The sequence below is a fragment of the Pseudarthrobacter sp. MDT1-40-2 genome (assembly GCF_059383595.1).
The window spans coordinates 314,601-328,851 of record NZ_JBWZCL010000002.1 but is presented as its reverse complement, the minus strand read 5'-3'; the positions used below and the strand labels follow the sequence as shown (position 1 = coordinate 328,851).

14 protein-coding genes are annotated in these 14,251 nt (G+C 61.8%); 10 read left to right on the top strand and 4 right to left on the bottom strand.

All coding sequences use genetic code 11. From position 1 onward, the window contains the following. Window positions 1–24: 24 nt before the first annotated feature. The 7 genes from araA to AC50X5_RS07695 all read left to right on the top strand — a co-directional run bounded on the left by araA (window position 25) and on the right by AC50X5_RS07695 (window position 6,774). Window positions 25–1,542: an L-arabinose isomerase gene (gene araA, locus AC50X5_RS07725; protein WP_494976064.1), complete on the top strand. Its 1,518-nt coding sequence runs from the start codon at window positions 25–27 to the stop codon at window positions 1,540–1,542. A gap of 78 nt (window positions 1,543–1,620) precedes the next feature. Beyond that, window positions 1,621–3,138 carry an arabinosylfuranosidase ArfA gene (gene arfA / locus AC50X5_RS07720; RefSeq protein WP_494975519.1) on the top strand — a complete coding sequence of 506 codons (1,518 nt, stop codon included), beginning with the start codon at window positions 1,621–1,623 and terminating at the stop codon, window positions 3,136–3,138. A 214-nt stretch (window positions 3,139–3,352) separates the two neighbouring features. Further along, a complete protein-coding gene (locus AC50X5_RS07715) occupies window positions 3,353–3,622 on the top strand; it encodes a hypothetical protein (protein ID WP_494975518.1) in 270 nt (89 codons plus the stop codon). A gap of 183 nt (window positions 3,623–3,805) precedes the next feature. Then, complete coding sequence (locus tag AC50X5_RS07710) at window positions 3,806–4,837, top strand: iron-containing redox enzyme family protein (RefSeq protein WP_494975517.1); 1,032 nt, start codon at window positions 3,806–3,808, stop codon at window positions 4,835–4,837. Continuing rightward, window positions 4,834–5,841, top strand: a complete 1,008-nt coding sequence (locus tag AC50X5_RS07705) for a glycosyltransferase family 2 protein (RefSeq protein WP_494975516.1) — start codon at window positions 4,834–4,836, stop codon at window positions 5,839–5,841. The genes AC50X5_RS07710 and AC50X5_RS07705 overlap by 4 nt, the downstream gene beginning before the upstream one ends. Continuing rightward, entirely contained in the window at window positions 5,838–6,128 is a 291-nt protein-coding gene (locus tag AC50X5_RS07700) for a CDGSH iron-sulfur domain-containing protein (RefSeq protein WP_494975515.1), read from the top strand. Before AC50X5_RS07705 ends, AC50X5_RS07700 begins: the two co-directional genes overlap by 4 nt. Window positions 6,129–6,219: 91 nt before the next feature. Continuing rightward, window positions 6,220–6,774 (top strand): cysteine hydrolase family protein, encoded by a 555-nt coding sequence (locus AC50X5_RS07695; protein WP_494975514.1) that lies wholly within the window; start codon window positions 6,220–6,222, stop codon window positions 6,772–6,774. A 40-nt stretch (window positions 6,775–6,814) separates the two neighbouring features. On the opposite strand, the gene AC50X5_RS07690 is transcribed toward AC50X5_RS07695, so the two are convergent. Genes AC50X5_RS07690 through AC50X5_RS07675 form a run of 4 tightly spaced genes read right to left on the bottom strand, consistent with a single transcriptional unit; the run spans window position 6,815 to window position 11,279 of the window. After that, window positions 6,815–8,251, bottom strand: a complete 1,437-nt coding sequence (locus AC50X5_RS07690; protein ID WP_494975513.1) for an aldehyde dehydrogenase family protein — start codon at window positions 8,249–8,251, stop codon at window positions 6,815–6,817. A 38-nt stretch (window positions 8,252–8,289) separates the two neighbouring features. Further along, window positions 8,290–9,246, bottom strand: coding sequence for a C-terminal binding protein (locus tag AC50X5_RS07685; RefSeq protein WP_494975512.1), 957 nt, complete (start codon window positions 9,244–9,246; stop codon window positions 8,290–8,292). Then, on the bottom strand, window positions 9,243–10,439 hold the full coding sequence (locus AC50X5_RS07680) for a fumarylacetoacetate hydrolase family protein (RefSeq protein ID WP_494975511.1): 1,197 nt from the start codon (window positions 10,437–10,439) through the stop codon (window positions 9,243–9,245). Before AC50X5_RS07680 ends, AC50X5_RS07685 begins: the two co-directional genes overlap by 4 nt. 51 nt (window positions 10,440–10,490) lie before the next feature. Then, entirely contained in the window at window positions 10,491–11,279 is a 789-nt protein-coding gene (locus AC50X5_RS07675; RefSeq protein WP_494975510.1) for a GntR family transcriptional regulator, read from the bottom strand. Between the two features lie 180 nt (window positions 11,280–11,459). Between AC50X5_RS07675 and AC50X5_RS07670 the strand changes: the two genes are divergently transcribed. The 3 genes from AC50X5_RS07670 to AC50X5_RS07660 are packed head-to-tail and all read left to right on the top strand — an operon-like array spanning window position 11,460 to window position 14,244. After that, window positions 11,460–12,350: an NAD(P)-dependent oxidoreductase gene (locus AC50X5_RS07670; RefSeq protein WP_494975509.1), complete on the top strand. Its 891-nt coding sequence runs from the start codon at window positions 11,460–11,462 to the stop codon at window positions 12,348–12,350. Beyond that, window positions 12,347–13,357 carry a carbohydrate ABC transporter permease gene (locus tag AC50X5_RS07665; RefSeq protein ID WP_494975508.1) on the top strand — a complete coding sequence of 337 codons (1,011 nt, stop codon included), beginning with the start codon at window positions 12,347–12,349 and terminating at the stop codon, window positions 13,355–13,357. The genes AC50X5_RS07670 and AC50X5_RS07665 overlap by 4 nt, the downstream gene beginning before the upstream one ends. Next, complete coding sequence (locus AC50X5_RS07660; protein WP_494975507.1) at window positions 13,354–14,244, top strand: carbohydrate ABC transporter permease; 891 nt, start codon at window positions 13,354–13,356, stop codon at window positions 14,242–14,244. The genes AC50X5_RS07665 and AC50X5_RS07660 overlap by 4 nt, the downstream gene beginning before the upstream one ends. The last annotated feature ends 7 nt before the right edge of the window (window positions 14,245–14,251 follow it).

The following is a 14,251-nucleotide window of genomic DNA, read 5'->3' as shown; positions in this document are numbered from 1 at the left end:
CCCGAAAATTTCCAGGAGTCTTTGATGAATGCAGCAACCACCAGCCTTGACCACTACGAAGTCTGGTTTCTGACCGGCAGCCAGCACCTCTACGGCGAGGATGTCCTGAAGCAGGTGGCCTCCCAGTCGCAGGAGATCTCCGACGCTCTGAATGCCTCCGCCGAGGTGCCGGTAAAGATTGTCTGGAAGCCGGTCCTGACGGATTCGGACGCGATCCGGCGCACTGCCCTCGAGGCAAACTCCAACGACGCCGTCATCGGCGTCACGGCCTGGATGCATACGTTCAGCCCCGCGAAAATGTGGATCCAGGGCCTGGACCTCCTCCGCAAGCCGTTGCTCCACCTGCACACGCAGGCCAACGTGGAGCTGCCCTGGGCTGACATCGACTTTGATTTCATGAACCTCAACCAGGCCGCCCACGGCGACCGCGAATTTGGTTACATCCAGACCCGCCTCGGTGTGCCGCGGAAGACCGTCGTCGGGCACGTGTCCAATCCGGAAGTTCAGCGCCAGGTAGGAGCATGGCAGCGCGCGTCTGCCGGCTGGGCGGCCGTGCGCACCCTGAAACTGACCCGGTTTGGCGACAACATGCGCAACGTGGCCGTGACTGAAGGTGACAAGACGGAAGCAGAACTCCGGTTCGGCGTTTCCGTGAACACCTGGTCCGTCAACGAGCTCGCCGACGCTGTACACGGCGCCGCAGAGTCCGACGTCGACGCTTTGGTTGCCGAGTATGAGCGTCTCTACGAGGTGGCGCCGGAGCTGCAAAACGGAGGTGACCGGCACGAGTCGCTGCGTTACAGCGCGAAGATCGAACTGGGCCTGCGGGCCATGCTGGAAGCCAATGGATCGGCTGCCTTCACCACCTCCTTCGAGGACCTGGGAACACTGCGCCAGTTGCCTGGCATGGCAGTCCAGCGCCTGATGGCGGACGGCTACGGCTTCGGCGCCGAGGGCGACTGGAAGACCGCCATCCTGGTCCGCGCAGCGAAGGTCATGGGCTCCGGGCTGCCAGGCGGCGCGTCACTCATGGAGGACTACACCTACCACCTGGTACCCGGTGAGGAAAAAATCCTGGGCGCCCACATGCTGGAGGTCTGCCCCTCGCTGACCGCAGGCAAACCTCGCGTGGAGATCCACCCGCTGGGTATTGGCGGCAAGGAAGACCCCGTCCGCATGGTGTTTGATACGGACGCTTCGCCGGGCGTTGTTGTGGCGCTGTCGGACATGCGCGACCGCTTCCGCCTGGTGGCCAACGTGGTTGACGTGGTTGACCTTGACCAGCCGCTGCCCAACCTTCCTGTGGCCCGCGCACTGTGGCAGCCCAAGCCGGACTTTGCCACCTCTGCTGCGGCCTGGCTCACGGCCGGCGCTGCGCACCACACCGTGCTGAGCACTGCCGTGGGGATCGAAGTCTTCGAGGACTTCGCGGAAATTGCGGAGACCGAGTTGCTGACGATCGATGAGGGCACCACCCTCAAGGGCTTCAAGAAAGAACTGGCGTGGAACGCCGCGTACTACCGGCTGGCAGGAAAGATCTAGCCCCAAAACGCCTTGACGCAGGAGAAGCTAGCACCAACAATGTTTCTATAACGTTGTAAATCTAGCGAGGACGTGTTTGTGGACGCACCGGCAACAGCAAAAGTCACCATCGATCCTGCCTTTACGGTAGGTCCGGTCCGGGCGAGAACGTTTGGGGCGTTCGTCGAGCACCTGGGCCGGTGCGTCTATACCGGGATCTTCGAGCCGGAGCACCCCACAGCAGACGAAGACGGCTTCCGGACGGATGTCCTTGAGCTGACCCGCGAGCTGGGGGTGTCCACCGTGCGCTATCCGGGCGGCAACTTCGTTTCCGGCTACCGCTGGGAGGACGGCGTCGGTCCAGTGGACCAGCGTCCGGCCCGCCTGGACCTGGCATGGCATTCCACCGATCCCAACCTGGTGGGCGTGGACGAGTTCGCCAAGTGGTCCGTCAAGGCAGGCGTGGAACCCATGATGGCCGTCAACCTGGGCACCCGTGGAACACAGGAGGCGCTGGACCTGCTGGAATACTGCAATATCGACGGCGGCACGGCGTTTTCCAATCAACGCAAGGCCAACGGCGCGGAAAACGGCTACGGCATCAAAATGTGGTGCCTGGGCAATGAGATGGACGGCTGGTGGCAGATCGGCCACAAGAACGCCCTCGAATACGGGCGGCTGGCCGCCGACACAGCCCGTGGCATGCGCATGATCGATCCGGACCTCGAACTGGTGGCCTGTGGTTCCTCCGCACCCACCATGGCGACCTTTGGCGAGTGGGAGCGGGTGGTCCTGACCGAGACCTATGAGCTGGTTGACCTGATCTCGGCCCACCAGTACTTCGAGGACTTCGGCGACCTCCAGGAGCACCTTTCCGCAGGCCAGCGGATGGATAACTTCATCGCAGACATCGTGAGCCACATCGATCACGTGAAGTCGGTGAAGAAGTCCAGCAAGCAGGTCAACATCTCCTTCGATGAGTGGAACGTCTGGCACATGAGCCGCGCGGAATCGAAACCTCCCACGGGCAAGGACTGGCCGGTAGCTCCGGTCCTGCTGGAGGACCGTTACACCGTGGCGGACGCCGTCGTCGTGGGTGACCTCCTGATCACCCTGCTGCGCAACACCGACCGCGTGCACTCGGCGAGCCTCGCGCAGTTGGTGAACGTGATCGCGCCGATCATGACCGAGCCCGCCGGCCGTGCATGGAAGCAAACGACTTTCCACCCGTTCGCCCTGACCTCCCGGCACGCCGCGGGAACGGTCCTTCAGCTGGCCGTCGAGTCCCCGCTGCTCAGCGGCGGAACCACCGCCGACTTCCCGGCACTGTCCGCCGTTGCCACCTACGATGCCGACGCCGGTGAAGCGGTGGTGTTTGCCGTGAACCGATCAGCCGCGGACGCCTTGGTGCTCGACGCCGCAATCGCCGGATTGGGCGACGCCACCGTCATCGAGGCGCTGACGTACTCCAACAAGGACCCGTACTGGCAGGCAACCGCTGATGATTCGACGTCGGTCCTGCCGGCTGGCAACGTCAGCGTGAAGATCGACGCCGGCCACCTCACCGCCCAGCTGCCGGCCGTGTCCTGGTCAATGATCCGGCTGGCCGTCAAGTAACGGATTCCCAAGAGGCACAGGAAAGCAGCGCGGGCAGGGCCGGTGTACTGCTTCCGCTGTGTCCCCACCGGCGTTGGCTCGCTTGCCGGAAACATCGCTAAAATGCTACCCATCCATGGCACGGACCGCACCGAACTACTGATGCCAGTGACGGGTTGCCGCCGCTTCGCTGGCGCGCCCGCAGTTCGAAGTCTCTCGCCGAAGGATCACAGATATGAGCGATGTAAAATTCCCCCGGTTCTTGTCCGAATGCATCGTACGGAATCATGAGCAGCAAGCGGGCCTTCGCGGCGACGACATATGGGGCGTGTTCCTGTGCTGGTGCGCGCTTAACCAGGAAGAGCCGGGCGAGGAGAAGGACTTCTGGATTGCCTTAAGGGCGATGGGCTACAGCAGGGGCGGTGATCGCGTATGGCGCGGACTCACTATGACAGGCCCGGCCGCTGTTGACTACATTCTTTCAAGCCATCCCAGCCTGGTTTGAGGCCAGCTGAAACACAGCGCCTTGCCGCTGGCGGTACGCGTCTGTGGCAGCACAGCTGCAGGCCTACCCCCTGCTTGAGATTCGTCAGTATACTGAGCATTGCCGCGATGATGCGGCTTTGGTGATTTGTTGTGTTGAAGAGCAGCTGTTGACAATCAGCTGCTCTGGATTAGGAGCCTCCAGTTGAAGTTGCCATCCCCCCGAGGACCAGTCAGCACAGCACTGCTGGACATACTGCAAAGAGAGCCGGGAAACGGCGACGCCGAGGCTGCCCTGATGCCAGCGGTCACCGCCGCACTGGAACAGCACGAGAACATAGCGACGGATGAAGATCTGCAGCTCGCGTTGTTCTGCCTCTATGAGCTCCACTATGGCGGGCTTGACGGGGTAGATGAGCGGTGGGAATGGAATCCGGGGCTGATTGCCTGCCGGCAAAGCATCGAAGAAGTTTTTGAGGCAGCGCTTAGGGCCGCTGTGGATCTTCCGCCCTTGGACGCAACGGACAGCGATGCGGTCGCTGCCGTCCTTTTTGAACTCACCGGTAAGGACGGCGGACCCAGCATGTCCCGCTTCCTGGCTGGAAAGGCGGACCTGGCACAGTTGCGGGAATTCCTGATCCACAAATCCATTTATCAACTCAAGGAAGCTGACCCCCACACCTTCGCCATTCCACGGCTCGCCGGCCGCCCCAAGGCGGCGCTTGTGGAGATCCAGGCCGACGAATACGGTGGCGGCCGCCCGGAGCGGATGCACTCGGCCCTGTTCGCCCGGACCATGCGAACCCTCGAGCTGGACGACAGCTACGGGGCATATGTGGACGCCGTTCCGGCAATCTCCCTGACATCTGTGAACATGATGTCGATGTTTGGTCTCAACAGGCGCCTGCGTGGGGCCATCGTCGGGCACCTTGCCGCCTACGAAATGACGTCATCGCAGCCCAACAGGCTCTACAGCCGGGGATTCCGCCGGCACGGCTTCGACGAGTCAGCTACCGGGTACTTCGATGAGCACGTGGAAGCCGACGCTGTGCACGAGCAGATTGCCGGCAGGGACCTTGCAGGCGGGCTGTTCGAGGCGGAACCGGCGCTGCTGCCGGACATTTATTTCGGGGCCGCTGCTGCTCTGGTGGTTGATCAATGGCTCACTGAGGAGATCATCACCGCTTGGGAGAACGGCGCGTCGTCACTGCGGCTGCCCCTGATGCTGCAGGCATGAGCGCTGCCCTCCCGCCGGCTACCTACATCCTCCCGCTGCGCTGGGAGTCCGACGACGGCCTGGACGAGTTGGTGGACTACCTGATGGAGCTCAACGGCTATATGTCAGTCCTCGTCATTGATGGTTCGCCCTCCAGGCTGTTCGCTGAGCACGCCAGGCGCTTTCCGCCTGGAGTGCGCCACCTGCCTCCTGAGGTCCCGTCCCATGGCTCCCGGGACGCAGGTGCAAGTCCCGCTAACGGGAAGGTTCTCGGCGTTCTGACCGGCCTGCGGCACGCGAATACCGAACTGCTGGTGCTGGCCGACGACGATGTGCGGTACGACCGCAGGACAATGGCTCGTCTGCTGGAACTCCTTGCGCACGCCGAGGTGGTCCGGCCCCAGAACTACTTCCGGCCACTGCCGTGGCACGCCCGGTGGGACACGTCCCGCACGCTCCTTAACCGGGCCTTCGGCAATGACTACCCGGGTACCTTTGGCGTGCGCCGCTCGGCCCTGTTGGCAACGGACGGCTATGACGCAGGTGTCCTATTCGAGAACCTGGAGATGCTGCGGACCATTCGGGCTGCCGGAGGACGTGAGCTAATCGCAGGGGACCTGTTCGTGCGAAGGATTCCTCCCAAGAGTGCACACTTCCTGCGTCAGCGGGTGCGGCAGGCTTATGACGACTTCGCCCAGCCCGTGCGGTTGGTCGCGGAGCTGCTTTACCTGCCCGTCCTCGTGCTGGCGTGGCGCCAGGCCGTTGCAGGCAGGCCCTGGCCTCTGGCCGGACTCTTCGCCGCATTGTGCCTGGCAGCGGAGAGCGGGCGACGGCGGAACGACGGAACGCAGGTGTTCGATGCCGGTTCTGCACTATGGGCACCACTATGGTTCTGTGAACGGGCCTTCACCATCTGGGCCGCCCTCGCCATGCGCCTGACCGGCGGGGTCCCCTATGCCGGATCCCGGCTTAAAGTCGCAGCACATACCCAAGCCCAGTTACGAAAGAGGCAAACAGCATCATGACCGTCCCACCATCCAGCCCGGAAAAGCCCGATACCCAACGGGACGCGGGGGAAGTAATCGTCGTCTGCCCGGACGGGCCCCTGCTGGTCCGCGGCGACTTCGACATCGTCTCCACCACGGGTGAACTCCTGCCGAGGCAGCGCCGGACGGTTGCACTGTGCCGCTGCGGCGGGTCAGCTATCAAGCCGTATTGCGACGGGACACACAAGTTCAACGGATTCCGAACCGAGCCCAGACCTCCGGTGCCCGCTGACACCAAAGCGGACGGACCAGGAGCAGGTGACTGACCGGATGATCCCTGAGCCTTGAGGAAGGCCTGTTGCGTTCAGGCTGCCCTCTTTTTGGCCGTATTTTTCCAGGATTATGAAGGAGGAACGAGTGAAAGCACTGCTGGTGATCGACATGCAGAACGCCTTTTTCGAGGACCCGGGACTGGGCGCGAACCAGGAGCAAGTGGTCAGCGGGTGCAACGAGCTGATTGCCGGGTTTCGATCCGCGGGCCACAAGGTATTGCTGGTCCGCACGGAGCATGAGCGGGACAAGTCCACCTGGACCCTGAACATGCTGGACGACGACCAGGGGTTTATCTTCCGCGGCAGCAAGCAGGCGGAGTTTGTGCCGGGCCTGCAGGTAGACGGCCACCCGCAGCTGGTCAAGACCCGCGACAGCGCCTTCGTGGACACTGACCTCCTGGCCCGACTCCGCAACTGGAACGTTGAGCGGGTGGTGCTGGCCGGCGTCTCCTCGCACAACTGCCTGGCACAGACCGCGGCTGACGCCTTCGCCAGGAACCTCCGCGTCACCTATGCACAGGATGCCATGACGTCGGAGGACAAAGAGGCTGAGGCAGACACGCTAAGGATCCTCACGGACGAATACCGCCAAGCCGTCCAATCCAACAAAGAGATTCTGGCGGACCTGGCCGGAGAATAATTCTGTTACGGCCGCGCAGGTTCGCCCGAAGGGTAGGGGCTTAGGGGTTGGTGTAGATGGTCTTCGTGGTGCTGTAGAACTCTTTGGCGTAGCTGCCCTGCTCGCGGGCCCCGTAACTGGAGGCCTTTGTGCCGCCGAAAGGGACGTGATAATCCACTCCTGCAGTCGGCGCGTTGACCATGACCATTCCCGCTTGGGAATGGCGTTTGAAGTGGGACGTAAGTTTCAGCGAGGTGGAACAGATGCCGCTGGAAAGCCCGAAAGGTGTACCGTTCGCGACGCTGAGTGCTTCGTCGTAGTCGGCTACGCGGATGACGGATGCAACAGGGCCGAAAACTTCCTCACGGTTGATGGTCATGTCCGGGGTTGTGTCTTTGACGAGGGCAGGAGCCAGGTAGAAGCCGGTTGTGGGGCGCTGAAGGAGGTCACCGCCGATGACGACGCCACCCTCTGATGCGGCGAGTTCGATGTAGTGCCGGTCCTGGTCCAGCTGTGCCTGGTCCACGACCGGCCCGATGATGGTTTCAGGGTCCAGTGCGTTGCCGACCGTCAGTGTCCGCATCCGCTTTTCCAATGCAGCAACGAACTTATCGTGGATGCCACCTGTGACGATGAGGCGGGACGAGGCGGTGCAGCGTTGTCCGGTTGAGAAGAAGGCGCCGTTGGTACAAACCTCCACCGCCAGCTCCAAATCAGCATCATCCAGGACAATCATGGGGTTCTTCCCGCCCATTTCCGTTTGGACCCTGATGCCGTGTTCCGTCGCGGCCATGGCGACGCTTTTGCCCACTCCTACTGACCCCGTGAAGCTGATGGCATTGACCAGCCCTGACTTAGTTAACGCAGCTCCTACCTCTGAGCCGCTGCCGTAAACGAGGTTCAGAACGCCGGCGGGCAGTCCTGCCCGGGTGAGGATATTGGCCAGTTCCCAGGCACACCCGGGGGTGTTGCCCGCCGGTTTGAACACCACCGTGTTGCCCCAAGCCAAGGCAGGGGCGATTTTCCACGCCGGTATGGCGATGGGGAAGTTCCAGGGCGTAATCACACCGACGACGCCGACAGGCTCCCGGATAATTTCGACCGTCATTCCCGGGCGCACAGAGGGAACAGTTTCGCCGCCGAGGCGCAGGCACTCGCCGGAGAAAAACTTGAACAGCTGACCGGCCCGCGTCACCTCGCCCATGGCCTCTTTGATTGGTTTGCCCTCCTCGCGGGCCAGAAGCCTCCCGAGCTCCGGGACACGGGCAAGGATCTCTGTACCGGCCCTGTCCAGCACGTCAAATCTCTGCTGGGGCGTGGAGTGGGCCCACTGTTCGCGGGCAGCGTCGGCCGCGGATATCGCTGCTTTGATTTCCTCCGCCGCGGCCGAGGGGGTAAATCCTACGATGTCCGAGGTGTCTGAGGGGCTGATATTTGGAGTGCCGGCATTGCCTTCCCAGCGGCCGGCGATGAGATGACGGTATTGAGTTGCGTCCATTTCAAGCCTTTCGGATGATCTCGTCAGTCGGACGGCGCTCAGCTAACTGGGCAGCGGAGTTTGTCTCCAGCCAGGTGGCGCACTGCTTCTTCTGCAGCGAGACGCTGCAGGTTGGCCAGTGATTCATCGGAGAAGAAAGCCGCGTGTGGAGTGAGGATTACATTTTCCAGCTTGCGCAGCCTGGATCCGGGGGCGAGGGGTTCCGGGTCGAAAACGTCAAGTGCGGCCCCTCCCAGACGTCCGTCCAGCAGGGCATCAGCTAAAGCCTCTTCGTCGACGAGTCCACCGCGGGAGGTGTTGACGACTATCGCGTTCGGCCGCATCATGCCAAGCGTGTTTTTGTTGATCAGCCGGTGGTTTTCCGCAGTGAGAGGCGCATGCAGCGATACGACGTCCGATTCCTGCAGCAGCTTCTCTAACGGGACCAGGTCGATGCCAGTGCCTTTCAATGCAGGGGCGCTTAGGAAGGGGTCGTAGGCGATGATGGTGAAGCCGAAGGGTTTGAGCCTCGCCGCCGCTGCCCGACCGATCCTGCCGGTGCCGATAAGCCCCACGGTGGTTTGCGAGAACCCGGGCATGGATCCGAGATCGTTGGGGCGGAGCCATCCGTCGCTGCGTATCCGGGAGTCGAGCTGTTTGACTTTGCGGAGCAGAGCGAGCATGCACGTGACCGCATGGTCTGCCACCGTGTCTGCTCCGTAATCCGGCACATTGCTGACTGAGATCCCGAGTTCGCGGGCCGATGCGACATCGACGTTGTCGTAGCCGATACCGTAGCGGATCACCAGTGCGCCGGGAGCCATCGCTTCCAGTACAGGGCGGGTGACGGGGGCGAAATTTACGAAGGCGACGTCGGCTCCTGCCAGGGCCTTCATAGTCTCTGCTTCGCTTACGCACTGGTAGGCGTCGAAGGCCGCGCCGAAGCGGCGAGCTGCTGCTTCTTCACGCGTTACGTTGCCGAATGCCTGGTCCGAGACGACGACTTTGGGGGTCATACCCTGGCCTTCTCGCTGGTTGTCAGCAGGCCCCTGCCGGCGAGATTTCGCATCAGCGCGGAGATCCCGAAAATCCAATCAGGCGCATCTTCGGAACTGGTCACCGTATTGATGAGTGAACCCAGCCGGGGGCTTGAGATGGCTACCGTGTCGCCTTCGTGGTGGGTGAAACCGGCCCCTGCTTCGCCGCGGTCCTGGGTCGGGGCAAACAGTGTCCCGGTGAGCAGCACGAACCCGTCAGGATACTGGTGGTGGGATCCCCAGGCATGGTTGATCAAGTCGGTCAGGTCCCGGCTGATAGCTGACATCGAACTGGTGCCGTTCATCACGAACCCGTCGCCCGCTCCTGTCACGCGGAGCTCAATGTCCAGGTTCCTGGCTGTATCCAGGCTGAACGAGTCGTCAAAGATCCGGACAAAGGGGCCGAGGGCGCAGGAGGCGTTATTATCCTTGGCTTCGGTGAGCAGCAGAGCGCTACGGCCTTCGAAGTCCCGAAGGTTGACGTCATTGGCAAGCATGGCGCCGACAGCTTTCCCCTTAGAAGTCACCGCCAGTGCGAGTTCGGGTTCAGGGTTGTTCCACGTGGACCGGGCCAGTACGCCTATGGCGGCCCCCGTTCCCACGGCCGAAAGCACTGGCGCTTTGGTGAATATCTCAGGGTCTGGCCCGATTCCCACTTCAAGGTATTGAGACCAAAGCCCTTCCCGGATCAGGATCTCCTTGACCGCCGCCGCTTCTGCGGTGCCCGGCCGGACGTTTCCAATGGCGGTCCCGATGGCCTCGTCCAACTGGGCCCGGACTGTTTCCGCCCGGGCCGGGTCCCCGGCTGCCCGCTCTTCGATGACACGCTCCAGCATGCTTTGAACGAACGTGACGCCGGCGGCCTTAATGACCTGCAGGTCCACCGGTGCCAGGAGGTGCACACGGCCGTAGTCCTGGCTAAGGGTGGCGTCGAGAACCTCGCTAAGGAGCCAGGTCCTGTCCGACTCTGCGTTCGCCAGCAGATCGGCAAGGTCCTCCCGCTCCAGCAGCATGGACACGGTTGGCTCCAAGTGCGAGACATCGATCAGCTCATCTCCGCGGACGATGGCTACCGCCGGCCCGCGCTCCCTGGGATCGAAGACCCTGCCCACCAGCATTGCCTTCCGGTAGTCCTCTGGCAGCACGCTGGAGCTGTGTGGATGGATGTTCATAAAGGCCTTTCATCATTGCGCGCTCGCATGAGCGGGCTGTTTAAGGGGCACTCACTGCCCGTGGGCAGTGTCTGGTGTCAAAACGGGGGCCGTAGCCCGGTTCACGCGATGGTTAGCCGTGGTTTCCTTGGTTGCCGGACGAGCAACACTTTCGAAGGACCGTTCCCCGTGCACCGCAAGTTCAGCCAAAGCCGCCTCCCGGTCGCCTGCCTCAACCAGGTCCAGCAAATGTTTGTGCCGGGCGACGTGGTTCTCAAGATCCTCGTAATACGTCTCGCGGGCGATGAGATTCCTGGCCATGCACAGCAACAGTTGGCGCTGTACGGACGCGTATGTCTGATTGAGGCGCTGGTGGTCTGCAATCCCCACCAGCGCGTAGTGGAAGGCGTACCCGGCCTGGACGAGAGCGCCACGGTCTTTTTCCCGGGCAGATTGCTCCATGGCCAGCAATGCCTTTCGGGCAGGTTCGAGCAAGGCGCGGTCCTTGACCGGAATTCCCAGCTCAAAGGCCATTCGTTCCAGGGTTGAACGCAGCGTCAGGATCTCGTAGACGTCCTTATCCGTCAACGTTGAGACAAATGACCCGCGGCGCGGTCGCGTTTCGATCAGCCCTTCGTTTTCCAGGGTTCGAAGTGCTTCCCTCAGAGGAGGCCTGCTGATGGTGAGCTCTTCGGTAAGCCGCTCCTCCAGGAGCCGTTCGCCTGGCCCGTATTCGCCCGCAAGAATCTTCTTACGGATGGCGTCGGCCGCCAGAGTCACCAGACTCGGAGGGTGGACCAGCGAGGGCAGCGGGCTTGCTGCATTCTGCCCGCTGCCGCGGGCTCCTGTTGTTGACGCCATGGCATTCCTTACTGAGTCCGTTCACCGCTTGATTTTGTCTCTTGCATTTTGTCTACAAGATGCGGTAAACATTATCAGCAGGAAAAATTGTAAGCAACATCACATGTTTCCTGCACTTCAAAGCCCTCAGCTGCACGGCTGTAAGCATCTTCCCGCACATCTAACAAGGAGGTTAGCCACGTGAGAGAGCGCTCTACCGACCGCAAGATCGCGTTCGTCGGCATCGGCAACCTGGGCGAGAGCATGGTCTTGAACCTGCTGGAGCGCGGATGGGACGTCACTGTCCTCGACCGAACGGCTGAGCGCCTTGAAAGTGTCACGGCCGCCGGAGCCACAGCGGCAATGGACCCATCCGACCTCAGGGAACATGACATCATCTGCCTTGCTGTTCCCGATGATGACGCTGTGATGCAACTAGCGCTCGGCCCCTCCGGCCTGATACATCAACTGCAGTCCCACCAGAGCCTGGTCGTGCACAGCACTATCCTGCCTGCGACGGCCCGGTCGCTGGGGGAGCAGTTCGAAGCAGCCGGCATCGGTTTCCTCGACGCACCTGTCAGTGGGGGAGCTGCACGGGCGCGTCGCGGTGAGCTGACCCTCATGGTGGGTGCAACAGCCGGTGCACTGTCCACGGTGAAAGAACTGCTCGGCGACGTTGCGTCAGAGGTCATTCATCTCGGGCTGCCCGGAGCCGGCGCGGCCACCAAGCTGGCCAACCAGCTCATGATGTTTTCTGCCCTGGCCGGAGCCCATGAGGCGTTGGCCCTTGCGGCTGCATACGGGGTTGACGAAACAGGCGTCCTCAAGGCCCTTTCGAACAGCACCGGAGACACCTGGGTTGGCCGGAACTGGGGGTTTTTCGACGGCGTCGCGGCTGAGTACAACCGGCTTGGCACGCCGCTCCCGGACCGACCCTGGAGCAAAGATCTCAGCGAAGTCGTCACCGCGGCCCGGTCCGCCGGGATCAGCGTGCCGCTGGCCGCACTTCTGGCACAGATCCTGCCACGGCTGGTGGAAGAGCACGCCACCGTGTCCACATCCACACAAGAGACGAAAGGCGGCACCAAATGAGTGATGCCCCGGCAGCCAAAGAGCTCGCCGAATTGGTTCGTCCCGAGTCACTGGGGACCATCAGCGACGGTGGTCCCGGTTCAACTCGGCAAACACGCAGGCCCACGTCGCGCATCATGAAAGCCAAAACCAGAGAGGCAATCGCCGCCTATGTATTTCTGATCCCCTGGATCCTCGGCATGATTCTGCTGACGCTCGGGCCGATGCTCTATTCCCTGTATCTGTCCTTCACCCAATACGACCTGCTGAGCGATCCCCGCTGGGTCGGACTGCAAAATTACACACAGATGTTCACCGCAGACCCCCGCTACCTGAAGTCCGTGGCTGTCACGCTCGTCTATGTTGCGATCTCGGTGCCTCTGCTGTTGATCGTGTCCATGCTGCTGGCCCTCCTGCTGAACCGGAACATGAAGTTCCTGACCGGCTACCGGGCGCTGTTCTACCTCCCCTCACTGATGGGAGCGAGCGTGGCCATCGCAGCCCTTTGGCGGCTGGTCTTCGGTGCCGAAGGGCTGGTAAACCAGGCCCTGGCAATCTTCGGAATCGAACACGGCAGTTGGGTTGGAAACCCTGACGACGCCCTCACCACGATCATCACCCTGACACTTTGGGTCTTCGGGTCAACCATGATCATCTTCCTGGCCGGCCTCCGCCAGATCCCCCGGGAGCTGCACGAAGCTGCGACGATGGACGGCGCCGGACCCGTCCGCAGGTTTATCAGTGTCACCATTCCGCTCATGACGCCACTGATTTTCTTCAACACCCTCATGGGCACCATCCACGCTTTTCAGTCCTTCACCGGAGCGTACGTGGTCAGCGGAGGAACCGGCGGTCCGGCAGACTCCACCCTCTTCTACACGCTGTACCTCTACCAGCGCGGCTTCGCCCAGCTGGACATGGGCTACGCCTCTGCAATGGCCTGGGTGCTGCTCGCCGTCCTCGCCGCCTTTTCCGCCTTCTTTTTCTGGACCGCCCGCTTCTGGGTGCATTACGGAGATGAACGATGACAACGACCACGCCTACCCGGCCGGCACCGCCGCGAATGTATCCGACCAAAAAGGTTACTAATCCCATCCTGGCTGCGGTCATCCGGCACGCACTGATTATCTGCTTCCTGGTCATCATGCTCTACCCCGTCATCTGGATGGTGGCTGCTTCCTTCAAACCGGAAAATGAGATTTTCAACGGCCTGGGGATCTTCGCCTCCAGATTCACCCTGGAAAACTATGCCAGCGGGTGGAGCGCCGGAAGCTTGAACTTCTCCCGCTACTTCATGAACTCCTTCCTCGTAACGGTCCTGTCCATCGCAGGAAACCTGGTGGCATGCTCTATTACCGCCTACGCCTTCGCCCGGCTGGAGTTTCCATTCAAAAAGTTCCTCTTCGCACTGCTCCTTGGAACCATGTTGCTGCCTTCGCAGGTGACCATGGTTCCCCAGTACATCCTGTTCAACAAGCTTGAGTGGATTAATACCTATCTTCCGCTCGTAGTGCCCCACTGGTTCGGAGTAGACGCTTTCTTCATCTTCCTTATGGTCCAGTTCATCAGGACACTGCCTCGGGAACTTGACGAATCCGCCCGCATCGACGGCTGCGGCCACTTCCGGATCTTCAGCCGGATCATCATGCCGCTTGCCATGCCCGCTATCGGCACCACCGCGATGTTTACCTTCATCAATACCTGGAATGACTTCCTCGGACCCCTGCTGTACCTCAACCGCACCGAACTCTGGACGGTCCCGCTCGGACTCAGCGCATTCCTGGACGCAACTTCGGAAAGCGCCTTCGGCCCCCTGTTCGCCATGTCTGTGCTGTCCCTTGCCCCCATCGTGGGCTTCTTCATCGTTTCCCAGCGGCTCCTCCTTGAAGGCGTCGCGACCACCGGACTCAAGTAAATCGAAA

Excerpts from the sequence above, each read along its gene's own strand:
- araA (WP_494976064.1), top strand. The coding sequence starts at position 25 with ATGAATGCAGCAACCACCAGCCTTGACCACTACGAAGTCTGGTTTCTG.
- AC50X5_RS07705 (WP_494975516.1), top strand. The coding sequence starts at position 4,834 with ATGAGCGCTGCCCTCCCGCCGGCTACCTACATCCTCCCGCTGCGCTGG.
- AC50X5_RS07715 (WP_494975518.1), top strand. The coding sequence starts at position 3,353 with ATGAGCGATGTAAAATTCCCCCGGTTCTTGTCCGAATGCATCGTACGG.
- AC50X5_RS07660 (WP_494975507.1), top strand. The coding sequence starts at position 13,354 with ATGACAACGACCACGCCTACCCGGCCGGCACCGCCGCGAATGTATCCG.
- AC50X5_RS07690 (WP_494975513.1), bottom strand. The coding sequence starts at position 8,251 with ATGGACGCAACTCAATACCGTCATCTCATCGCCGGCCGCTGGGAAGGC.
- AC50X5_RS07680 (WP_494975511.1), bottom strand. The coding sequence starts at position 10,439 with ATGAACATCCATCCACACAGCTCCAGCGTGCTGCCAGAGGACTACCGG.
- AC50X5_RS07685 (WP_494975512.1), bottom strand. The coding sequence starts at position 9,246 with ATGACCCCCAAAGTCGTCGTCTCGGACCAGGCATTCGGCAACGTAACG.
- AC50X5_RS07665 (WP_494975508.1), top strand. The coding sequence starts at position 12,347 with ATGAGTGATGCCCCGGCAGCCAAAGAGCTCGCCGAATTGGTTCGTCCC.
- AC50X5_RS07700 (WP_494975515.1), top strand. The coding sequence starts at position 5,838 with ATGACCGTCCCACCATCCAGCCCGGAAAAGCCCGATACCCAACGGGAC.
- AC50X5_RS07675 (WP_494975510.1), bottom strand. The coding sequence starts at position 11,279 with ATGGCGTCAACAACAGGAGCCCGCGGCAGCGGGCAGAATGCAGCAAGC.